Source organism: Pseudomonas sp. GOM7 (genome assembly GCF_026723825.1).
Classification (GTDB): domain Bacteria; phylum Pseudomonadota; class Gammaproteobacteria; order Pseudomonadales; family Pseudomonadaceae; genus Aquipseudomonas.
Genome location: NZ_CP113519.1, coordinates 5,351,896 through 5,374,810, shown reverse-complemented (window position 1 = coordinate 5,374,810; position 22,915 = coordinate 5,351,896). Strand labels below are relative to the sequence as shown.

16 protein-coding genes and 1 riboswitch are annotated in these 22,915 nt (G+C 65.1%); of the genes, 14 read left to right on the top strand and 2 right to left on the bottom strand.

Translation table 11 applies throughout. The annotated features are described in order from the left end of the window. The first annotated feature begins 22 nt into the window (after positions 1 to 22). The 13 genes from OU800_RS23875 (at position 23) to OU800_RS23815 (ending at position 18,512) form a co-directional block, all read left to right on the top strand. Complete coding sequence (locus OU800_RS23875; protein ID WP_268180061.1) at positions 23 to 721, top strand: (2Fe-2S) ferredoxin domain-containing protein; 699 nt, start codon at positions 23 to 25, stop codon at positions 719 to 721. 93 nt (positions 722 to 814) lie between these two features. Next, positions 815 to 1,008: riboswitch (cobalamin riboswitch) on the top strand. Positions 1,009 to 1,272: 264 nt separating this feature from the next. Next, entirely contained in the window at positions 1,273 to 3,372 is a 2,100-nt protein-coding gene (locus OU800_RS23870) for a TonB-dependent receptor (protein WP_268180060.1), read from the top strand. 127 nt (positions 3,373 to 3,499) lie between these two features. Next, complete coding sequence (locus tag OU800_RS23865; protein ID WP_268184428.1) at positions 3,500 to 4,258, top strand: ABC transporter ATP-binding protein; 759 nt, start codon at positions 3,500 to 3,502, stop codon at positions 4,256 to 4,258. Beyond that, complete coding sequence (locus OU800_RS23860; protein ID WP_268180058.1) at positions 4,258 to 5,229, top strand: ABC transporter substrate-binding protein; 972 nt, start codon at positions 4,258 to 4,260, stop codon at positions 5,227 to 5,229. The genes OU800_RS23865 and OU800_RS23860 overlap by 1 nt, the downstream gene beginning before the upstream one ends. Beyond that, positions 5,226 to 6,233: a FecCD family ABC transporter permease gene (locus tag OU800_RS23855; protein ID WP_268180057.1), complete on the top strand. Its 1,008-nt coding sequence runs from the start codon at positions 5,226 to 5,228 to the stop codon at positions 6,231 to 6,233. The genes OU800_RS23860 and OU800_RS23855 overlap by 4 nt, the downstream gene beginning before the upstream one ends. A gap of 79 nt (positions 6,234 to 6,312) precedes the next feature. Then, positions 6,313 to 7,497: a C17 cyclopropane fatty acid synthase CfaB gene (cfaB, locus tag OU800_RS23850; protein ID WP_268180056.1), complete on the top strand. Its 1,185-nt coding sequence runs from the start codon at positions 6,313 to 6,315 to the stop codon at positions 7,495 to 7,497. 41 nt (positions 7,498 to 7,538) lie between these two features. Continuing rightward, entirely contained in the window at positions 7,539 to 9,290 is a 1,752-nt protein-coding gene (locus OU800_RS23845) for a sensor histidine kinase (RefSeq protein WP_268180055.1), read from the top strand. A 134-nt stretch (positions 9,291 to 9,424) separates the two neighbouring features. Beyond that, a complete protein-coding gene (locus OU800_RS23840) occupies positions 9,425 to 10,765 on the top strand; it encodes a sigma-54-dependent transcriptional regulator (protein ID WP_268180054.1) in 1,341 nt (446 codons plus the stop codon). A 465-nt stretch (positions 10,766 to 11,230) separates the two neighbouring features. After that, a complete protein-coding gene (locus OU800_RS23835; protein ID WP_268180052.1) occupies positions 11,231 to 12,184 on the top strand; it encodes a TAXI family TRAP transporter solute-binding subunit in 954 nt (317 codons plus the stop codon). 253 nt (positions 12,185 to 12,437) lie between these two features. Then, positions 12,438 to 14,465 carry a TRAP transporter permease gene (locus tag OU800_RS23830; protein WP_268180050.1) on the top strand — a complete coding sequence of 676 codons (2,028 nt, stop codon included), beginning with the start codon at positions 12,438 to 12,440 and terminating at the stop codon, positions 14,463 to 14,465. Next, positions 14,462 to 14,869, top strand: a complete 408-nt coding sequence (locus tag OU800_RS23825) for a DUF1850 domain-containing protein (protein ID WP_268180048.1) — start codon at positions 14,462 to 14,464, stop codon at positions 14,867 to 14,869. Before OU800_RS23830 ends, OU800_RS23825 begins: the two co-directional genes overlap by 4 nt. A gap of 291 nt (positions 14,870 to 15,160) precedes the next feature. After that, on the top strand, positions 15,161 to 17,251 hold the full coding sequence (locus OU800_RS23820; protein WP_268180046.1) for a TonB-dependent siderophore receptor: 2,091 nt from the start codon (positions 15,161 to 15,163) through the stop codon (positions 17,249 to 17,251). Between the two features lie 49 nt (positions 17,252 to 17,300). Then, positions 17,301 to 18,512 (top strand): PepSY-associated TM helix domain-containing protein, encoded by a 1,212-nt coding sequence (locus tag OU800_RS23815; RefSeq protein WP_268180044.1) that lies wholly within the window; start codon positions 17,301 to 17,303, stop codon positions 18,510 to 18,512. A gap of 3 nt (positions 18,513 to 18,515) precedes the next feature. On the opposite strand, the gene cls is transcribed toward OU800_RS23815, so the two are convergent. Further along, on the bottom strand, positions 18,516 to 19,961 hold the full coding sequence (gene cls / locus OU800_RS23810; RefSeq protein WP_268180042.1) for a cardiolipin synthase: 1,446 nt from the start codon (positions 19,959 to 19,961) through the stop codon (positions 18,516 to 18,518). Between the two features lie 319 nt (positions 19,962 to 20,280). Here cls and OU800_RS23805 point away from each other — a divergent pair, with 319 nt between their 5' ends. After that, positions 20,281 to 21,948: a BCCT family transporter gene (locus OU800_RS23805; RefSeq protein WP_268180040.1), complete on the top strand. Its 1,668-nt coding sequence runs from the start codon at positions 20,281 to 20,283 to the stop codon at positions 21,946 to 21,948. Between the two features lie 236 nt (positions 21,949 to 22,184). On the opposite strand, the gene OU800_RS23800 is transcribed toward OU800_RS23805, so the two are convergent. Beyond that, a complete protein-coding gene (locus tag OU800_RS23800) occupies positions 22,185 to 22,643 on the bottom strand; it encodes a hypothetical protein (protein WP_268180039.1) in 459 nt (152 codons plus the stop codon). Between the last annotated feature and the right edge of the window lie 272 nt (positions 22,644 to 22,915).

Here is a 22,915-nt window from a genome sequence, read left to right as displayed (position 1 = left end):
GCCGGCCCTTTTGGAGACCCTCATGAGCCAAGCCCCCTACGCCCGCATCCTGTTCATCGGCCCCGGCCTGGGGCGTGGCGCCACGTCCGAGCGCTTGCAGGCACGCATCGCCGCGCTGCTGGGTGAAGCACATCTGCACGACACGGAGCAGGAGGGTTTCTGGCAGGCCATCATCGATGCGCCACGGCCCGTGCTGGTGGTGGATCTGGAGCCGCGCGCCGATGCCGCTCACCGCGACTGGCTGCGCGAACGCATCGCCGAGCGCGGTGACGGGGCGCAGGTGTTCGTGGTCTGCACGGCCATGGAAGATGCATGGCTCGATGGCCTCAGCGTGCTGCTGGAGCATCGCGAAACGCATCTGCCCTGTAGCGACGTGCCGCCCGTGCCTGAGCACCACGCCTGGTCGCAGATTCCGCCGCATGCGCAGCGCCTGCTGCTGTGCAACGGCCCACGCTGCACGCGCAAGGGCGCGCTGGGCCTGTGGAAAACCCTGCGCCAGCGGCTCAAGGCCGCCGGCAAGCTGGAATGCGCGGGTGGGGTACATATCACCCGCAGCCAGTGCCAGTTCCCCTGCGACCTGGGGCCGACCGCGAGCCTTTATCCACAGGGTGAGTGGTATGGCATCAAGGACGAGGCGGCGGTGATTCGCCTGGTCGATGAGCGGTTGGTGGCGGGCAGGGCATTGCCGGAGTTGCGGATCGATGAGCAGGGCGGCAACTAGCCGCCATGGTGGACAAGCTGCGCGTTGTCCACCCTACGTCTGAGTCCAACCCACAATTGCCCCCGCGCCTTGACTTGAACGGAGGCGGGTGGTCATATCCGCCCCGCTTCAGGTGTCTTGCGCCGCCGCGCGCAAGGTGAAACGGGAAGTCGGTTGAAGTCCGACGCTGCCCCCGCAACGGTAAGCGAGCGACCGTATCGATACGCCACTGTGCGCCCCGCGCATGGGAAGGTGATGCGCTCATGACCCTCGCAAGCCCGGAGACCGGCCTGGAGTCGTTATGTCTGGCAACCCGCGGTGGGCGGGCGTTGACTCCAGTAGGGCGCGTTCGCGCTCCTGTCTGCTGTTGCGCATTTCCATCGGATTGCCGTGCCTTTTCTCTTTGCGATGGAAGCAATATGGCGCGCCATTTCCGCATCAAAAAAACCTTTCTGGCCGGTTCGGCCACGGGCCCCGTTCGACTGTATCCCAGGCTGCGGGGATCGATAATGTTATGTTATAACACTTGCATTTCAAGCCTCGATCCCCCGCGCAACAACGGAAGCTCTGCCGTGCGAAACCCCGCTCTTCATTGCACCTGGCCACTGGCCCTGCTGTTCAGCGGCCTGGCTCTGGCCGACAAGGCTGTCGATCTGCCCGAACTCGATGTCCAGGCCAAGGCCGCCGAGGAGGGCGAGAGCGATCTGCGCACGCCCACCACCAGCGGTTCGCGCCTGGAACTTTCGGCCCTGCAAACCCCGGCCAGCACCAGCAGCCTGAGCGGCACCGAAGTGCGCGGGCGCAACAACCGCAGCGTGCAGGACGCGGTTACCCGCACCCCCGGCATCACCTTTATCGGTAGCCCCGGCAATGGCGGCACGGCGCTGTCGGCGCGTGGCTTCACCGGCCACTCGGCGACCATGCAGCTCTACGACGGCACCCGCCAATACGTGGGTGCCGGCACCGTGACCTTCCCGGTGGACACCTGGTCGGTGGCACGCATCGACGTACTGCGTGGCCCGGCTTCGGTGCTATATGGCGAAGGCGCCACCGGCGCGGTGATCAACGTGGTGCCGAAAAAACCGTTCGCTGGGCCGGTGGAGAATCACCTGCGCCTCGGCTACGGCAGCGACGACCGCCGCCAGGCCGCGCTGGACAGCGGCGGCTCGCTGAGCGACGCGCTGAGCTATCGCTTCAACCTCAACCAGCAGGCTAGCAACGGTTGGGTCGACCGCGGCGACTCCGACAGCCTGGCGCTGAGCGCCGCACTGCGCTGGGATGCCAGCGAAGACCTGAGCTTCACCCTGTCCCATGACCAGGGCGAGCAGCACCCGGAGCGCTACCTCGGCACGCCGCTGGTCGATGGCAAGTTCCGCGAGAGCCTGCGCGAGCGTAACTACAACGTCGCCAACGCCGATATCCACTACAACGACCAGATCACCCGCCTGGTGACTGACTGGCGTATCAACGAGGCGCTGACGGCCAACAACCAGCTCTACTACATCAAGACCCGGCGCTACTGGCGCAACAGCGAGGCCTATCGCTGGCAGCCGGGCGATAGGGTCGAGCGCGGTGATTTCTGGCGCATCAAGCACAACCAGGAGCAGCTCGGCGACCGCCAGAGCTTCAGCCTCGATCACGCCCTGTTCGGCCTCGATAGCCGCACCCTGGTCGGCGTCGACTACAACCATATCCGCTTCGCCCGTCACCATGACTTCGGCAATACCTTCAGCGACAGCGTGCCGCTCGGCCAGTCCGGCGGCGGCAGTTACCAGAGCACCGACAGCTACCGCCCGCGCGAGCTGAACCTGGCCCGGCAGTTCTCGCTGTTCGCCGAGAACCGTACTCAGCTCACCGAACGCCTGGCGCTGGTTACTGGCGTGCGCCGCGATCAGGTGCACCTCGAGCGCAGCAACCTGGTCGACGACAGCCGCGTCGACCGCAGCCTCACGGGTGACAACTGGCGCGCCGGGCTGGTCTTCGCCCTGACCCCGGAACTGTCGCTGTATGGCCAGTACGCCACCAGCACCGAAGGGATAAGCAACCTGCTAACCCTCAACCCGAGCCAGCAGCAGTTCGATCTGAGTGAAGCGAAGCAGACCGAGATCGGCCTCAAGCAACTGTTCTGGGACGGGCAGGGCGAGTGGACGCTGGCCGCCTACCACATCGTCAAGGAGAAGCTGCTCAGCCGCGCCACGCCGACTGCGCCCACCGAGCAGATTGGCCAGCAATCCTCCGATGGCCTGGAAGCCAGCCTGGAACTGGCGCTGGGGCGTGGCTGGCAGGTGTCGGCCAATGCTGCCTTCGTCCGTGCCGAGTACGACAACTTCGTCGAGGGCGGTGGCGACCGTAGCGGCAATCGCCCGGTCGACGTGCCCAAGCGTACGGCCAACCTGTGGTTGAACAAGGATTTCGGCCGTGGAGTGGAGGCGGGCATTGGCGCGCGCTACGTCGATGCGCGTTATGTGGATACGGCCAATACCGCCAAGGTGCCGGGTTATACCGTGGTCGATGCCAATATCGGCTGGCAGGTGCTGTCTGACGTGCGCCTGGGTCTGGAGTTGAATAACCTGTTCGACCGCCAGTACGCCACCAGCGCCAGCAGTGACGGCGAGCAATGGTTCCTTGGCGCGCCGCGTTCGCTGTTCGTCACGGCGGATTACCGCTTTTGAAGCGCGCGTGCCTGTGCCGGCGCGTCGCGCGTGGAGAGTTTCCGTGTCAGTGACTAGCACCTCTGACTGGTCTTTCAGTCTGTTCTCGACGCCGCCGAGCCAGCGCACGGCGGCACCCGAGCCGCGCTTGCGCATCCGAGACCTGGCCTGGTCGCCGGACGGCCAGCGCGCCTTGCTCGAGGCCATCGACCTGGAGATCGGCGACGGTGAACTGCTCGGCCTGATCGGCCCCAACGGCAGCGGCAAGACCAGCCTGCTGCGCTGCGCCTATCGCTTCCAGCGACCGTGCAGCGGCAGCGTCGAGCTGGGCGGGGAAGCGCTGTGGCAACGTCCGCCGCGCTGGAGCGCGCAGCGCGTGGCGGTGGTGCTGCAGGAATTCCCCCAGGACTTCGGTCTGCGCGTACATGAGGTGACGGCCATGGGCCGCACGCCACACAAGGGGCTGTTTGACGGCGACGATGGCGAGGATCGACGCCTGGTTGATGAAGCGCTGGCACGCGTGGGCCTGAGTGAGCACGCGCAGCAGGATTTCGCCCGCCTGTCCGGCGGCGAGAAGCAGCGCGCCTTGCTCGCCCGCGCCCTGGTGCAGCAGCCGCAACTGCTGATCCTCGACGAGCCGACCAATCACCTCGACCCGCGCTACCAGATCGAGCTGCTACGGCAGATCAAATCGCTGGGGCTGGCGACCTTGGCCAGCTTTCACGATCTCAACCTGGCGGCGGCCTTCTGCGACCGCCTGTGTGTGATCGATCAGGGCCGCCTGGTGGCCGTTGGCACGCCCGCCGAGGTGCTCAGCGCCGAGCTGCTGCAGCAGGTGTTCGGTGTGCAGGCGCTGGTCGACACCCATCCACTGGCGGGTTATCCGCGTATTACCTGGATAGTCTGATGAGTCTGTGCCATTCGCGGCTGAAGCCGCTCCTACCTACGCTTGTGCTCTCGTCGCTGCTGCTGGCCAGCCCCGCCTGGGCCGTCACCGTCACTAGCTGCGACCGTCAGGTGAGCATCGACCAGCCGCCGCAACGCGCGGTCAGCCATGACGTCAATATGACCGCCATGCTCCTGGCCCTTGGCCTGAAGGAGCGCATGGCCGGCTATACCGGCATCAGCGGCTGGAAGACCCTCGATGCGAGCATGCGCGCGCAGCTCGAAGGCCTGCCCGAGCTGGCCGCGCGCTACCCCTCGTTGGAAAACCTGCTGGGTGCCGGCACCGATTTCGTCTTTGCCGGCTGGAACTACGGCATGCGCATCGGCGGCGAGGTCACGCCGGCCAGCCTGGCGCGCTTCGGTATCCCGGTGTACGAACTGAGCGAGTCCTGCGCCCACGTCATGCCGGGCCGCGTCGCCAGCCTCGACGATGTCTACACCGACTTGCGCAACCTGGGCCGCATCTTCGCCGTCGAGGATCGTGCCGACGCGCTGGTGCAGGGCATGCAGGCGCGGGTGGCGGCGGTGCAGGCACGCCTGGGCGAGCAGCCGACGCGCCCGCGGGTGTTCGTCTACGACAGCGGTGAAGACCTGCCTTTCAGCGCCGGGCGCCAGGGCATGCCGCAGCCGCTGATCGAGGCGTCCGGCGGGCGCAACGTGATGGATGGCGTGGCCGGCAGTTGGATCAAGGTGGGCTGGGAGGCGGTGGTCGAGGAAGACCCCGAAGTGATCCTGATCGTCGACTACGGCGAGCGCACGGCGGCGCAGAAGCGCGACTTCCTCCTGCAGCACCCGGCGCTGCAGGGCGTCACCGCGATCCGTGAAAAACGCTTCGTGGTGCTGCCCTACCTGGCGGTCACACCAAGCCTGGATAACGCCGCCGCCATCGAGACCCTGGCCGCGGCGCTGCACCCGGAGGCCTTCGCCCGGTGAGTCGTTATCGCCTGTTGTTGCTCGGGCTGGCCGTGCTGCTGGCGCTGTCCTGCGCCTGGTCGCTGGCCTTTGGCGCGGCGCAGGTGCCGCTCGAGCGGGTGTGGGCGATCCTTGGCCAGCACCTGTTCGGCATCGTGCCCGAGGTGCCCATCAACAGCGGCCAGGACAGCATCGTCTGGCAACTGCGCGCGCCACGGGTGCTGCTCGGCGCGCTGGTGGGCGCCGGGCTGGCGCTGGTGGGTACGGTGTTGCAGGCGGTGACGCGTAACCCGCTGGCCGATCCGCACCTGCTCGGGGTCAGCTCCGGCGCGGCCTTCGGCGCGGTGATCGTGGTGCTCTACCTGGGCGAGTTCGCCGGGTTGCTCAGCCTGCCGCTGGCGGCCTTCGTCGGCGCGTTGACGAGCATGCTGCTGGTGCTGGCCATTGCCAGCCGGGGCGGGCGCCTGGAGAGCGACCGCCTGTTGCTGGCCGGGGTGGCGGTGTCCTTCGTGATGATGGCGGCGAGCAACCTGCTGCTGTATCTGGGCAATCCGCATGCGGCCAGTTCGGTGCTGTTCTGGATGCTCGGTGGCCTGGGCCTGGCGCGCTGGGAGCTGCTCTGGCTGCCGGCGCTGTGCCTGGCGCTGGCACTGGTCGTGCTGCTCGGCCTGGGCCGCGCACTGAACGCGCTGATGGCCGGCGAGCAGAGCGCGGTGAGCCTGGGCCTGGAGCCGCGCCGCGTGCGCCTGCTGGTGTTCGTGGTGGCTTCGTTGCTCACCGGCGTGCTGGTCTCGCTGTCCGGCGCCATCGGCTTCGTCGGCCTGATGCTGCCGCACGTAGCGCGTTTCCTGGTCGGCGCCGAGCACCGCCGCGTACTGCCGGTGGCGGCGCTGCTGGGGGCGTTGTTCCTGATCTGGGTCGATGTGGCGGCGCGCACCTGGCAGGCGCCGCAAGATCTGCCCATCGGCATCGTCACCGCGGCCATCGGCGGGGTGTTTTTCGTGGCTCTGCTGCGCCGCCGCTAGTCGCCGGGATCGAACCTGGCCAGGCAGGCCCGGTCATCTGCTTCAGGTTCCATGACACTGGCCAGGAGGAGGGATGACCATGCTCGCGCAACTGCCTACCGCACTTCGTGATCTGCGACTGCCGCTGCGTCTGAAACTGTGGGACGGCAAGCAGGTGGATCTGGGGCCGAAACCTCGGGTGACGCTGGTGGTCAAGGATCCCAGCCTGGTCAGCCAACTGGCTCACCCCAGCCTGGATGCCCTGGGCGCGGCCTATGTCGAAGGCCGGGTGGAGCTGGAAGGCCCCATCGATGCGGCCATTGAGCTGGGCGATGCGCTGAGCACCGCGCTGTTGGGTGACGAAAGCGCGCCGGTGGAGCTGCACACGGCCCACGACAAGCACAGCGACGCTGAGGCCATCCGCTACCACTATGACCTGTCCAACGAGTTCTACCGGCTGTGGCTGGATCGCGACATGGTTTACTCCTGTGCCTATTTCGAGACCGGTGAGGAAAGCCTCGACCAGGCTCAGCAGGCGAAGATGCGCCACCTGTGCCGCAAGCTGCGGCTGCAGCCGGGCGACAAGCTGCTCGACGTCGGTTGTGGCTGGGGCGGCCTGGCGCGTTTCGCCGCGCGCGAGTTCGAGGCCGAGGTCTACGGCATCACCCTGAGCAAGGCGCAACTGGAGCTGGGCCTGCAGCGTGTAGCCGAGGAGGGCCTGAGCGAACGGGTGACCCTGGAGCTGCTGGATTACCGCGATCTGCCGCAGGATGGCCGCTTCGACAAGGTGGTCAGCGTCGGCATGTTCGAGCATGTCGGCCACGCCAACCTGGCGCTGTATTGCCAGCGCCTGTTCGGCGCGGTCAAGGCCGGCGGCCTGGTGATGAACCACGGCATCACCGCGCGCTTCACCGATGGTCGCCCGGTCGGCCGTGGCGCCGGTGAGTTCATCGACCGCTACGTGTTCCCACAGGGCGAACTGCCGCATCTGGTGACCATCGCCCAGGCGATCAGCGAGGCCGGGCTGGAGGTGGTCGACGTCGAGAGCCTGCGCATGCACTACGCACGCACCTTGCAGCTCTGGAGCCAGGGCCTGGAGCAGCAACTGGACAAGGCCACGCAATGGGTGCCGGCAAAAGCCCTGCGCATCTGGCGCCTGTACCTGGCCGGCTGCGCCTACGGCTTTCAGCATGGCTGGATGAACCTGCACCAGATCCTCGCGGTGAAGCCACACGAGGATGGCAGCCATGATCTGCCCTGGACGCGCGCCGACCTTTACGCCTGATGCAGTAACATGCGGCTCGTGCCCACTCCGCGAGCCGCTCAATGCTCCTCCCGCAACGCCAACGTTACCGCGTCCCGTTCATCGTTCTGGCGATCCTCGTCGGCTTGCTGCTGAGTGTCTGGCTGGGCGGGCGCTATGCCGAGCGGCACACCTGGGCCGAGCGCAGCGACGAGGCGCGCGGGCAGTTGCAGCTCTATGCGCAGTCGATACGCACCCTGGTCGAGCGCTTCAGTTCGGTGCCCGAGGTGCTGGCGCTGGACAGTGACATCAGGGCGCTGCTGCGCACGCCGCATGACCGGCAGTTGCGCCAGGCCCTGAACCTGCGCCTGGAGCAACTCAATGCGGCGGCCGGCTCCACCGTGCTGTACCTGCTCGACCGGCACGGCGACACCCTGGTGGCGAGCAACTGGCGCGACTGGAGCAGCTTCGTCGGCAACAACTATGCATTCCGCCCCTATTTCCAGGATGCCCTGCGCAACGAAGGGGCGCGCTACTTCGCGGTGGGGGTGACCACCGGCATCCCCGGCTATTTCCTCTCCCATGTGGTGCGTGACGACGATGGCCGCCTGCTCGGTGTGCTGGTGGTCAAGCTGGAGCTGGAGGAGCTGCAGCGTGAATGGGTCGCTCAGCCTGGCGTGCTGCTGGTCGCCGACAGCTACCAGGTGGTGATCCTGAGCAATCGCCCGGCCTGGCGCTTCCGCGCCCTGCAGCCGCTGAACGAGGCCGCGCGCGCCGAGCTGGTGGAGGTGCGCAAGTACGCCGAACAGTCGCTGCAACCGCTGACCCGTCAGTTGCATCGGCGCATCGACGAGGATGCCGAGTGGGCGCGGGTCAATGGCCCGGACGGCAACAACGACTACCTCTGGCAGCGCCTGGTGATGCCCGAGGAAGGCTGGACCCTGCACCTGCTCAGCGAGCCGTCCGGCCTGGCCGACAGCGTGCGTAGCTATCGTCTGGCTGCTGCCGGGGTGTGGACGACCCTGGCCTTCCTCCTGTTGTTCCTGGCCCAGCGGCGCAAGAACCTGCGCTTGCAGGCCGATATCCGCGAGCGCCTGGAGCGCGAGGTGGAGCTGCGCACCTCTGAGCTGCGCGAAGCCCAGGAAGGTCTGGTGCATGCCGCCAGGATGGCCGCACTGGGGCAGATGTCGGCGGCCCTGGCGCACGAGATCAACCAGCCGCTGACCGCTCTGCAAATGCAGCTCGGCAGCCTGCGCCTGCTGCTCGACAGCGGTAAGGCGGACGCGGTTCGCGAGGGCCTGCAACGCGTCGACAGCCTGCTGCAACGCATGGCCGCGCTTACCAGCCATCTCAAGACCTTCGCCCGCAAGAGCCCGGCGGGCTTGAGCGAACGCCTGAGCCTGGCCGAGGTGCTGGAGCAGGCCCTGCAACTGCTGGCGCCGCGCATGCGCAGCGAGCAAGTAGAACTGCGCAGCCGGATCGATGCCGAGGCGCAGGTGCTAGGCGATGCCATCCGCCTCGAACAGGTGATCCTCAACCTGTTGCACAACGCCCTTGATGCCATGGCCGGATGCGAGCCGCGCATCCTGCTGGTACGCATCGCCCGCGACGGCGACGACTGCATGCTGAGCGTCGAGGACAGTGGTGGAGGCATTGCTGAAGAGGCACTGGCCCGCGTCTTCGAGCCCTTCTTCACCACCAAGCCGGTTGGCCAGGGCCTGGGGCTTGGCCTGGCGGTGTCCTATGGCATCGTCCGTGATCTGGGTGGCAGCCTGGAGGCACACAATGGCGAGTTGGGCGCGGTCTTCACCCTGCGCCTGCCGGCCGCGCCGTAGGGTGCACCGTGCGCACCACAGCCATCGATGCGACTGGTGCGCGCAGCGCACCCTACGATATGGCGTGCATCGACGGTTGTTCCCGTGGATTTCATCCGGGCTACACTGCCCGCCATTCTCGAAAAGGAGTTGGCATGAGCGATCAGGTCATAGTGGTCGACGACGAAGTGGCGATTCGCGAGGCGGTGCAGCAATGGCTGGAACTGTCCGGCTTCACCGTGCGCACCTGCGCCAGCGCTGCCGAGGCCCTGGCGGCAGTGGATCGGGATTATCCCGGTATCGTCGTCAGCGATGTGCGCATGCCCGGCAGCGATGGCCTGCAACTGCTCGACAAGCTGCTGCAGCTCGACCACGACCTGCCGGTGATCCTCATTACCGGCCATGGCGACGTGCCCATGGCCGTGCAGGCGCTGCGCAATGGCGCCTATGACTTCATCGAGAAGCCTTTCGCCCCCGAGCGCCTGCTCGACAGCGTGCGCCGGGCGTTGGACAAGCGCCGCCTGGTCTGCGAGAACCGCGAGCTGCGTCGTCAGGTGGCGGACAAGGGGCGCATCGAGAGCCAGTTGATCGGCATCTCGCGCCCGATGGAGAACCTGCGCCGGCAGATCCTCGAACTGGCCGGCACCTCGGTCAATGTGCTGATCCGGGGGGAAACCGGCAGTGGCAAGGAGCGCGTGGCGCGCTGCCTGCACGACTTCAGCCCGCGGGCCAGCAAGGCCTTCGCCGCGCTCAACTGCGCGGCGATTCCCGAGACCATCTTCGAGAGCGAGCTGTTCGGCCACGAGAGCGGCGCCTTCACCGGCGCCCAGGCGCGACGCATCGGCCGTATCGAACATGCCGACGGCGGTACCCTGTTCCTCGACGAGGTGGAGAGCATGCCGTTGGCGCAGCAGGTCAAGCTGCTGCGCGTGCTGCAGGAGAAGACCCTGGAGCGTCTGGGCTCGAACAAGAGCATCAAGGTGGATCTGCGCGTGATCAGCGCGGCCAAGCCGGATCTGCTCGACGAGGTCAAGGCCGGGCGTTTCCGCGAAGACCTGGTGTATCGCCTCAACGTCGCCACCCTGCACATTCCGCCGCTGCGCGAACGCCGTGAGGACATCCCGCTGCTGTTCGAGCACTTTGCCCAGGAAGCGGCGCATCGTCATGGCCGCGAGGCGCCGCCGCTGGCGCCCAGCGAGCTGGCCCATCTGCTCGGCCACGACTGGCCGGGTAACGTGCGTGAGCTGATCAACGCCGCCGAGCGTCATGCCCTGGGCCTGTCCAGCCCTTCGCCGGACGAGCGTTTCGCCGCTCAGGCGCTGGCCGAGCAGATGGAAGCCTTCGAGGCGCGTTGCCTGCACAACGCCCTGTTGCAGTGCCAGGGCAACATTGCCGCCGTGATGGAGATGCTGCAACTGCCGCGCCGCACCCTCAACGAGAAGATGCAGCGCCATGGCCTGTCACGCAGCGACTATCTGCCCGCCGGCGAGGAGTAGCGGGCGCACCCCAGGGGCTGGCGACCCGTCGTAGCCCGGATGCAATCCGGGGCTGGTTTCGCACCGATTTCCCGGATTGCATCCGGGTTACTCGATAAGCGGATTTTTGCCGACTCTGTCACGAATGTAAGCGGTTTCCCGCTCAGCGACCCCTTGGTTTTTCGATAAAACCCCTCTATCTCGGGCATTTCAGGCCCTGGCACGGCAACTGCTATAGCCAGGTCAGCCGCGCTGCATCATGCCGACGTGGCGACCATAAGAACGACAAGAGGTCAGCCCATGAACTGCCATGCCCCTCGCACCATGCCCGTATTGCCGTGCATGGGCTGCCATCCGACCGCCATTGTCCGACGCTGCACCCTGCGCCGCTGATTGCGCGGTGTGATGGTGCCTGCCGCAGGCCGCAGTGGGCATCGTCTAGAGTCAACCTCTGCATAAAGCCATAACAACGACGGAGATACTTCCATGCGACTGACCAAGAAACTCGGCCTTTTCGCCGCCGCTGCGGCGCTGACTGCCAGCACTGCCGTGCTCGCCGCGCCCACCTTCATCAACGTGCTCACTGGCGGTACCAGCGGCGTGTACTACCCGATCGGCGTTGCCCTGTCGCAGCTCTACAGCACCGGCATCGACGGCGCCAAGACCTCGGTGCAGGCCACCAAGGCCTCGGTGGAAAACCTCAACCTGCTGCAGGCTGGCCGTGGTGAACTGGCCTTCGCCCTCGGTGATTCGGTCGCTGACGCCTGGAACGGCGTGGAAGACGCCGGCTTCAAGACCCCGCTGAAGAAGATCCGCGCCATCGCCGGTACCTACCCGAACTACATCCAGATCGTCGCCAGCGCCGATTCCGGCATCAAGACCCTGGCTGATCTCAAAGGCAAGCGCATCTCCGTGGGCGCGCCGAAGTCCGGTACCGAACTCAACGCCCGCGCCATCTTCGCCGCCGCCGGCCTGACCTACAAGGACATGGGCACCGTCGAGTTCCTGCCCTACGCCGAGTCGGTGGAGCTGATCAAGAACCGCCAGCTAGACGCCACCCTGCAGTCTTCCGGCCTGGGCATGGCGGCCATTCGTGATCTGGCCTCGACCATGAAGATCAACTTCGTTTCGATTCCGGCTGACGTCACCGCCAAGATCGGCAACGCCGCCTACCAGGCTGCCACCATTCCGGCCGGCACCTATGACGGCCAGGACGCCGACGTGCCCACCGTGGCCATCACCAACATCCTGGTGAGCCATGAAGGCGTGTCCGACGAGGTGGCCTACCAGATGACCAAGCTGATGTTCGACAACCTCGACCGCCTGGGCAACGCCCACTCCGCAGCCAAGGACATCAAGCTGGAAAACGCCGCCAAGAACCTGCCGATCCCGCTGCACCCGGGTGCCGAGCGTTACTACAAGGAAGTCGGCGCGCTGTAATGCTTGCTTGCCGGTAGAACGACGAGCTGTTCCCTCTCCTCTCTGGGGGAGGGGGTTAGGGAGAGGGGGATGGTGCTTTGCCGCTTGCCCTCACCCCCCGTCCCTCTCCCATGAATGGGAGAGGGGAGTAAAAGCTCTGTGCCTGCCGGCTCTTCAGCTCGGTGCAGAATCGCGAATAAAACCGTCGCTCACAGACGGTGGGTTTTGTTGGCGACTCTGCCTCGCATCGATGTAGTCATGAGGTTCGCATTCCATGAGTGATCAGAACAACGAATTGGCCGCCAGCCCTTCTCACTGGCCCAAGGCACTCTTTGCAGTCGCGTTGCTGTTTTCCATCTTCCAGATCGTCACCGCCGCCTTTCACCCGGTGTCGACTCAGGTGTTGCGCGCCGTGCACGTTGGTTTCTTGCTGCTGTTGGTGTTCATCAGTTTCCCCGCGCTCGGCAAGGGCCGGCCGTGGCAGCCGCTGGCCTGGCTGCTGGGCCTGGCGGGCATGGCCACGGCCCTCTACCAGTGGTACTTCGAGGCGGATCTGATCCAGCGTTCCGGTGACATGACCAGCACCGACATGATCGTTGGCCTGACCCTGATCGTGCTGGTATTCGAGGCGGCGCGCCGGGTCATGGGCATCGCCCTGCCGATCATCTGCGCGCTGTTTCTCGCCTATGGCTTGCTTGGCCAATACCTGCCGGGCGACCTGATGCACCGTGGTTATGGCCTCGACCAGATCGTCAACCAGCTATCGTTCGGCACTGAAGGCCTGTACGGCACACCGACCTACGTGTCGGCCACCTACATCTTCCTGTTCATCCTGTTTGGCGCCTTCCTCGAGCAGGCCGGGATGATCAAGCTGTTCACCGATTTCGCCATGGGCCTGTTCGGCCACAAGCTGGGCGGCCCGGCCAAGGTGTCGGTGGTGTCCTCGGCGCTGATGGGCACCATCACCGGCTCTGGCGTGGCTAACGTGGTCACCACCGGCCAGTTCACCATCCCGCTGATGAAGCGCTTCGGCTACAAGCCGGCCTTCGCCGGTGGTGTCGAGGCCACCTCGTCGATGGGCAGCCAGATCATGCCGCCGATCATGGGCGCCGTGGCTTTCATCATGGCCGAGACCATCAACGTGCCGTTCTTCGAGGTGGCCAAGGCCGCGCTGATCCCGGCGTTGCTGTACTTCGGCTCGGTGTTCTGGATGGTGCACCTGGAGGCCAAGCGTGCCAACCTGCGCGGCCTGCCCAAGGATGAATGCCCGAACCCATGGAAGGCCGTGCGCGAGCGCTGGTTCCTGCTGATCCCGCTGGGCATCCTGATCTACCTGCTGTTCTCCGGGCGCACGCCACTGTTCTCCGGCACGGTTGGCCTGGCCCTGACGGCCATGGTCATCCTCGGCTCGGCGATCATCCTGCAGGTGTCGTCCAAGGCCATGCGCTTCGCCTTCTGGATCGCCCTGGGCGTGCTCTGCGCCGGCTTCTTCCAGCTCGGTATCGGCGTGGTGTTCGGCGTCATCGCGGCGCTGGTGGCGGGGTGCTGGTTCGTCAAGGGCGGCCGTGAAACTCTGGTGCTGTGCCTGCACGCGCTGGTCGAAGGCGCGCGCCATGCAGTGCCGGTGGGTATCGCCTGCGCCCTGGTCGGGGTGATCATCGGCGTGGTGTCGCTGACCGGGGTGGCCTCCACCTTCGCCGGCTACATCCTCGCCATCGGCCAGGACAACCTGTTCCTCTCGCTGGTGCTGACCATGCTCACCTGCCTGGTGCTGGGCATGGGCATTCCGACCATCCCCAACTACATCATCACCAGCTCCATCGCCGCGCCGGCGCTGCTGGATCTGGGCGTGCCGCTGATCGTCTCGCACATGTTCGTCTTCTACTTCGGCATCATGGCCGACCTCACCCCGCCGGTGGCGCTGGCCTGCTTCGCCGCTGCGCCGATCGCTAAGGAGCGTGGGCTGAAGATCAGCCTGTGGGCGGTGCGCATCGCCGTGGCCGGTTTCGTCGTGCCCTTCATGGCGGTCTATTCGCCGGCTCTGATGCTGCAGGGCGACAGCCTGCTGGCAACGCTCTACGTCATCTGCAAGGCGGTGCTGGCCATCGGCCTTCTGGGCGCGATATTCACCGGCTACCTGCAGGCCAGGCTGAGCTGGTGGGAGCGCGTGCTGGGTTTTGCTGCCGGAGCCAGCCTGATCCTGGCCACGCCGGCCAGTGACGAGATCGGCTTCGCTCTCAGCGCCATCTTCATTGCCCAACACTTCTGGCGTGCCCGTCGTGCCGAGGTCGCGACGGCGTGATCGGCCTGTGCCTGGGGATGGCCGGCGTGGTGTGGGCGTCGCTGCCCACGCCCGCGTTCACCCTGGCCTGGAACCACAGCATCGAGAAGATTCGCTGGGAAGAGGATTATCGCGTCACCACCGAGGGCCTGATCCTCGGTGAGGCGCGGGTCAAAGGCTCGGGCGCCGGAATGGAGATTCCCGACGGCGCCGAACTGCGCAATGGCAGCTGGCATTACCAGCGTCAGCTACCGCCCTTGCAACCCCTGCGAGTCGGGCGTACGCCTGAAGCCGGGGATTACCAACTGTGTTTCGACCAGCGTTGTCGCCCGATGAGCGACTGGCTCGGCCCGCCAAAAGCGAGCCAGCCGGCGTTGGAATTGTGGAGCTGTGAGCTGGGCTCCTCCGCGCCTGATGCGGGCTAGGTTCGCCAAGGCGAACCAGGCTCCCGGCGCCACAAGCGTCGGAGAAAGAAGAGAACCCCCATGTGGCGCGAGCCTATGGGGGTTTTGTTCGTCTGAGGCAGTGAGTGTGGACGGTGATATCTGATAATGGCTCCAATATGTGAATAATTCTTATTGACTGGCGAAGGGTCTGCTGTAAGAATTTTTGTCGATAAATATTAGCATTCGCGATAAGGCCAATGCCTGCCAGTGAGGCACTTGCTGCACAAGGGACTGCCAGCGGCTATCGACAGCGCATCAGGAGAAGTCCCCTTGTTCAGCACCAAGACCCAACTGGCCGTGGCGATCACGGCTGCCTGCCATTTTCCCCTCGTTCTGGCTGACGATCAGGCGCCTCTGGAGTTGGACGCGCAGAGCGTCATCGGTAGCGCTGGGGCGAGCACTTCGGAGAGTTACAGAAGCAAGTCCAGCAGCGCGGCGACCAAGCTCGATCTGACCCCACGGCAGACGCCGCAGGCGGTTTCCACCCTTACCGAGGCGCAGTTGCGCGACTTCCAGCTCACCAGCGTCAACGAGGCACTCAAGGCCGTGCCCGGCGTGCAGGTGCAGGAAGTCGAGACCGACCGCACCTACTACACCGCGCGCGGCTTCGACATCACCAACTTCCAGTACGACGGCATCTCCGTGCCCTTCGTCTACGGCAACGTCGAGGGGGATCTGGACACCGCCATGTACGAGCGGGTCGAGGTGGTTCGCGGTGCCAACGGCTTGATTTCCGGCACCGGCAACCCTTCGGCGACGGTCAACTTCGTGCGCAAGCGGCCCACGGCAATCCCTCAGGCGCGCGTCGATCTCACCGCAGGCTCCTGGGACAAACGGCGCATCGACACCGATGTGGCCGGCGCGCTCAACGACGCCGGCACGGTGCGTGGGCGCCTGGTCTACGCCAACGAAAACAAGCACTCCTACCTCGACCGCTACTCGCGCGAGAAGAACGTCTTCCATGGCGTGCTGGACTTCGATCTGGACGCCGACACCGTCTTCACCCTCGGCCATACCTTGCAGACCAGTGACGCCAACTCGCCGATGTGGGGGGCGCTGCCGCTGAATTACAGCGACGGCTCCAAGACCCACTACTCGCGCTCCACCAGTACCTCTGCCGATTGGGCCTACTGGGACGTCAAGGAAAACCGCAGCTTCGCCGAGCTGGCCCACAGCTTCGCCAACGACTGGCAGGCCAAGGCAGTGCTGACACGTGTGGAGAAGAAGGGCGATGGCTCGCTGTTCTACATGGCGGGCACTCCGAACAGGGAGACCGGTCTGGGGTTGACCAGCTACCCGTCCGAGTACAAGGACGAGAACAAGCAACTGATCGTCGATCTGCAGGCCAGCGGGCCGTTCAGCCTCGCCGGTCGTGAGCATCAAGCCAGCCTGGGCGCCAGTTGGTCGCGCTCGGAGCTGAACGACATCTCCTACTACGACTCCACCACCGGCAGCGCGCTGCCGCCCTTGGATGACTGGAATGGACACATCGACAGGCCCTTGAACGATCGCCCAACGCGGGGCAGTGATTTCACCGACCGCATGAAGAGCGTCTATGGCGCCGCTCGCTGGAGCCTGACCGATGACCTGAGCCTGATCACCGGCACCCGCGTGGTCGACGTCAGCAGCAGCGGCGAAAGCTACGGTGCGGCCAAATCCTTGAAGAACAGCGGCAAGGTGGTGCCCTATGCCGGCGTCGTCTACGACCTCAACGAGCAGTATTCGCTCTACGCCAGCTACACCGAGATCTTCAGCCCGCAGACCAAGACCGATATCAGCGGCTCTCGCCTGGCGCCGCTGGAAGGGGTGAACTACGAGGTGGGCATCAAGGGCGAATTGTTCGACGACCAGGTCAACGTGGCCTTGGCGGTGTTTCGTACCGAACAGGACAACTTTGCCAATCAGGCAGGAACCATCGGCGGTCGCGCCTACTACAACGCAGTCGAAGGGCTGACCAGTGAAGGTTATGAACTGGAGTTCTCCGGCGAGCCGGTGGATGGCCTGCAGCTCAGCGCCGGTTACACCTTCGTCGACATCACCAATGCCGACGGCTCACATGCTGTGACCTATTCGCCCAAACATATGGTCAAGGCAGCGGCTACCTACCGTGTGCCGGGGCTGGAAAAGCTCAAGGTGGGTGGCGCCATGCGTTGGCAGAGCGATATCCGCAACGGTATCGCCGAGCAGGATGCATATGGCGTGGTCGACCTGATGGCCAGCTACGACATCGACCGCAACTGGAGCCTGTCGGCCAACCTCAACAACCTCACCAACGAGAAGTACCTGACCAGCCTGTACTGGACTCAGGCCTATTACGGCGCGCCACGTAACGTCAGCGCCACCCTGACCTGGAAGTACTGAGCGAACGGGCCGCTGGTGCAGCGGCCCGCTCGTTCGACGAGAGACTGTCATGCGCCCGATTCTGGTTCTGCTGCACCGCTGGTGCGGCCTGTTCATCGCCCTGTTCCTGTTCACCGCCGGCCTGACCGGCGCCGTCATCTCCTGGGATCATGAACTGGACGAATGGCTCAACCCGCACCTGTTCGACGCGCAGAGCGCAGGGCCGGCGCAGGATCCGCTGCAACTGACCGATGCCTTGGAGGCGCGCGATCCTCGCCTGCAGGTGAGCTTCATGCCTCTGGCGCTGGAGCCGGGCCATGCGCTGAATATCTTCGTCGATCCGCGTATCGACCCGGCCACCGGCAAGGCCTACGCGCTGGGCTTCAACCAGCTCGGCATCGACCCGGTGAGTGGCGCTGTCCAGGGGCAGCGCGAGTGGGGGGCGATCTCCCTGAGCCGGGAGAACCTGCTGCCGTTCCTCTACAAGCTGCACTACAGCCTGCATATCCCGGACGGTTTCGGTATCGAGCTGGGCATGCTGGTCTTTGGCATCGTCGCCATCGTCTGGTGCCTGGACTGTTTCGTGGCGCTGTGGCTGTCGTTTCCCAACCTGCGCAGTTGGCGCAAGTCCTTCGCCTTTCGCTGGCGCCAGGGTGGCTACAAGCTGAACTTCGACCTGCACCGTTCCGGCGGTGTGTGGATCTGGCTGTTACTGCTGATCCTGGCGGTGACCTCGGTGTCGATGAACCTCGAACGCCAGGTGGTGCGCCCCCTGGTGGAGCTGGTCTCGCCACTGACGCCGAGCCCCTTCGCCAGCCGCACGCCGGTGACGCTGGATGAGCAGATCGTGCCGCAGATCGACCGCCGCGAGGCCATCGCCATCGCGGCTGCCGAGGCCAAACGCCTGGGCTGGCAGGTGCCGCCCGGTGGCCTGTTCCATTCGGCCGAGTTCGGCGTCTATGGCGTCGGTTTCTATGCGCCGGGCGAGGATCATGGCGATGCTGGCCTGGGCAATCCGTGGATCTACGTCGACAGCCGCAGCGGTGAGCTGGCCGGCGCCCATGTGCCGGGCACCGGCAGCGCCGGGGATATCTTCCTGCAGGCGCAATTCCCGCTGCACTCGGGGCGCATCATCGGCCTGCCGGGGCGCATCCTGGTGTCGCTGCTGGGCCTGGCGGTGGCCGGCCTGTCACTGACCGGGCTGGTGATCTGGGCGAAGAAACGCCGCTCGCGCGTGCTGGCCGAGCGGCGTAGCCGAGTGCCGGCCCAGGTCATCGGCTGATCGTCAGAGAATCGGCGAGATCAGCCGGGCCACGCGCATGCCCAATTGCTGCAGGCGGTGCAGATTGCGCCGATCGGCATTGACCAGTTCCCGCGAGCGGCTGAAATCCTCTTCCAGCATGGCGGCGACCTGGGCGTTGAAGTCTGTGCTGAAGGTCAGCAGGTTGGCCTCGAAGTTGAGGCGGAAGGAGCGGTTGTCCAGGTTGGCGCTGCCCAGCAGGCAGGCATCGTGGTCGATCAGCAGGGCCTTCTGGTGCAGAAAGCCTGGTTGGTAGCGGAAGATCCTCACCCCGGCTCTTAGCGCCTCGAAGGCGTACAGGCTGGAGGCGGCATAGACGATACGGTGGTCGGGGCGCGATGGCAGCAGCAGGCGCACGTCCACGCCACGCATCACCGCCAGGCGCAGGGCGGCGAACAGCGCCTCGTCGGGGACGAAATAGGGGCTGCTCAGCCAGACCCGCTCGCGCGCCGCGTGAATCGCCTCGACGAACAGCAGCGAGCAGGTTTCCTGCGGGTCCGCCGGGCCGCTGGCGATCACCTGGCAGAGCAGGCCGGGTTCGTCCTGCTTGCTCGGCATCAGCAGCGGCGGCAGCTTCTGGCAGGCCCAGTACCAGTCTTCGGCGAAGGCTTCCTGCAGGCTTGCCACCACGGGCCCGCGCACTTCCACATGGGTATCGCGCCAGGGTGCCAAAGGCGGTTTCTGCCCGAGGTATTCGATACCGACGTTGAGCCCGCCGAGAAAGCCGATCTCACCGTCGACCACGACGATCTTGCGGTGATTGCGAAAATTTAGCTGGAAGCGGTTGAACAGCCCGGCACGGGTAGGGAAGGCATGCACCTCGACACCGCCCCGGCGCAGATGGTCGATATAGGCACGCGGCAGCGAGTGGCTGCCGACGCCGTCGTACAGCACGAATACCTGCACGCTGGCGGCGGCGCGCTCCAGCAGCACGTCGCGCAGACGCAGACCGAGGGCGTCATCGCGGATGATGAAGAACTGCAGCAGGATCACTTGCTGCGCGCTGGCCAGGGCGTTGAACAAGGCCTCGAAGGTGGCCTCGCCGTCGATCAGCAACTGCACGCGGTTGCCGGTCAGGCCGGGCAGATGCGACAGGCGGGGCAGGGCGCGCAGGCGCTCGTAGACTGGGGACTGGTGCGCGGCCTTGGCTTCCTCGACCCAGGGGCGCCAGTCCTGCTTGGCCATGGCCAGATGCATTTCCTGGTCGGCCTGGCGCCGTGCCTTGACGTAGGCGTCGAAACGGCTGCGGCCGAACACCAGGTAAGGCAGCAGCGTCAGGTAGGGCATGAAGAACAGCGACAGCCCCCAGGCCAATGCACCCTGGGCGGTGCGCACGGTCAGCACGGCATGGATGGCCGCGAGCACGCCCAGGGTGTGAATGACGGCGATCAGGTAGGCGAACAGATGGGGAATGCCGAAATCCGCAGGCATGCAGGCTCTTCCTTTGCACGGGTCATGGATAACAGACTACGGCGCTCGTGGCGCGTTCGCTGCTCATCCTGCCACGGTGTTTCACGACGTGGCAGTCAGGGGCAAATTGCCATCCGTCGGGGAATTATTCAGGGTTTTCATGTGTCTGTGGGTCTGAGTGAACGGAATTCATATGTTACCTTTCCGGTACGGCTCGCTTGGGAGGTCTCAAAAGGTTAGGGTTTTTGAGGTGCCTGGGTGGGGCGTCACAACTTAGAGGAGGGCATCCGTCCTGTTCACGCTCGTCTAGCGAGTCAACGCATCAAGGAGCACGCCAACCATGGGAAACGTCCCTTCGCATGACACGACCCCGCCACCCGCAGCGGAAATTCAAGAGGGCATCCCGGCGCCGACCGGTGAAGCCAATCTGATCGATACCGACTATGTCATCGGTCAGGACAACATCCAGGGGCAGTTCGTCTTCTCCCTGGACATTCACGGCAAGGTCTTCACCATTTCTGCCTTGGTGGCAGTGATCTTCGTGGTGTTGGCCCTGGCTCTGCAGAATCAGATCGAGCCGCTGTTCAGCAGTGTGCGCGACTGGCTCACCCATCATATGGCCTGGTTCTTCATCGGCGCCGCCAACATCTTCGTTCTGCTCTGTCTCGGGCTGATCGTCTCGCCGCTGGGCAAGGTGCGTCTCGGCGGCAAGGAGGCGACACCCGATTACACCTACATGGGCTGGTTCTCCATGCTGTTCGCCGCGGGCATGGGCATCGGCCTGATGTTCTATGGCGTTTCCGAGCCCATGTCGCACTACAGCTCGGCGATGGGCGGGATCACCGTCGGCGCGGACGGTGTACGCACCGACTGGGCACCACTCGATGGCGCACAAGGCAACGCCGAGGAAGCCGTGCGCCTGGGCATGGCCGCGACCATCTTTCACTGGGGGCTGCACCCCTGGGCGATCTACGCCATCGTCGCCCTGGCGTTGGCGCTGTTCTCCTTCAACAAGGGCCTGCCGCTGTCGATCCGTTCGATCTTCTACCCGATTCTTGGTGAGCGCGTCTGGGGCTGGCCGGGGCACATCGTCGACATTCTCGCGGTGTTCGCCACTCTGTTCGGCCTGGTGACCTCGCTGGGCCTCGGGGCAGAGCAGGCGGCTGCCGGCCTGGAGTATCTGTTCGGCATTCCTGCCACGGACATGACCAAGGTGCTGCTGATCATCGCCATCACCCTGATCGCCCTGGCTTCGGTGGTCGCCGGCCTGGACAAGGGGGTCAAGCGCCTGTCGGAAATCAACATGGGCCTGGCCATGGCCCTGTTGCTATTCATCATCATCGCCGGGCCGACCCTGGCGATCTTCACCGGCTTCTTCAAGAACCTCGGTGCCTACCTGCAGTACCTGCCAGCGCTGGCCAACCCGGTGGGGCGCGAAGACGTCAACTTCAGCCAGGGTTGGACCGCCTTCTACTGGGCCTGGTGGATCAGTTGGTCGCCGTTCGTGGGCATGTTCATCGCCCGCGTCAGCCGCGGCCGCAGCGTGCGTGAATTCCTCATTGCCGTGCTGCTGGTGCCGTCGCTGGTGTCGGTGCTGTGGATGACGGCCTTCGGCGGCACCGCCATCAACCAGTTGCTGGTCGATGGGTTCACCGGCGCGCAGGACGCCGCGCTGGAGCTGAAGCTGTTCAGCATGCTCGGCGAGATGCCGCTGACCGCCATCGCCTCGTTCATCGGTATCGTGCTGGTGGTGGTGTTCTTCATCACCTCGTCGGACTCCGGCTCCCTGGTGATCGACACCATCACCGCCGGTGGCAAGGTCAATGCGCCGGTACCGCAGCGCGTGTTCTGGGCCAGCATCGAAGGCGTGATCGCCATTGCCCTGCTGCTGGGCGGCGGGTTGGTGGCGCTGCAGGCCATGGCCGTGTCGACCGGCCTGCCGTTCACCATCGTGCTGCTGGTGGGCTGTATTTCCATCGTCAAGGGATTGATGAGCGAGCCGCGCTGACGCATTCGCTGGCACCTTACCGATCAAGAGCGCGCCTGCGGGCGCGCTCTTGCGTGAGGGAGGTTTCACTCTGTGCCGAGTACAGCCGCTGTGGGAGAGGTTTCAGCGTGCACGGGGCTGGCTGGTGCGGGGTAGCACAGGCTGAGCCGACAGGCGCTGAAGATGGGTGATGCGCTTTCATCCATCTTCTGCGCGCCGGATACCAGAGCCACGTGCTGCGGCTGCCATGTCAGCCTTCAGGCGATACCAAACTGGATTTCGATGCGGTTATCCGGGGACTGCGGGCCGGCCCAGCAGTGATAGATCTCCCTGCTCTCGCCTGTGACAGGCAACTTGGCTGCAACAATTGCACGGATGAGCGGCTGGTAACCTGCTGTGAATAGCTGATCCAGCTTGCCGCTATATTCGGCATAGGCGCAGGGAAAGCTGTCCAGCGTTCTGACGGAAAACCTGTCGCCTGCATAGGTTTCGGCGTTGCTGATCGGCAAACAGAATTCGGCGGTATATCGCTGCTGGCCATTCTCGGGGAGGTTGTACGAGATGAAAACCCAGGGCCCAGCGACCTGTAACCCGTACTGCCGGACTTCTTCCATCATTTGTGCGCCGTACTGTTCTGCGTAAATGCCGACCTGCGGGATGGTCAACTCTTGTCTCGCATATAGCACCGTCATGGGCGCGGCGTTCTTCCTTTGCATATGAGCTCCTCAGGGTTCCACCAGGCTGTGGTGAGCGTAACAGCCTGGTAATGGCTGCTGGGCATTGTGGTGCTACAAGGCCCGCCTGACGAAGGACTTTAGCCGTCTTCTGATGATTGGGGGCGAAACGAGAAGGGCCAAGGCTGCACGGATAAACGAAGTGCCACCTGACCGCTTCAGCCGGATCAAGGTGGTGGTTAGTGGTCTCTCGACACGTTCTTCAACGCCAAACTTCACCTTGGTCGCTAATGGATAGCCCCACGCCGTTTGCA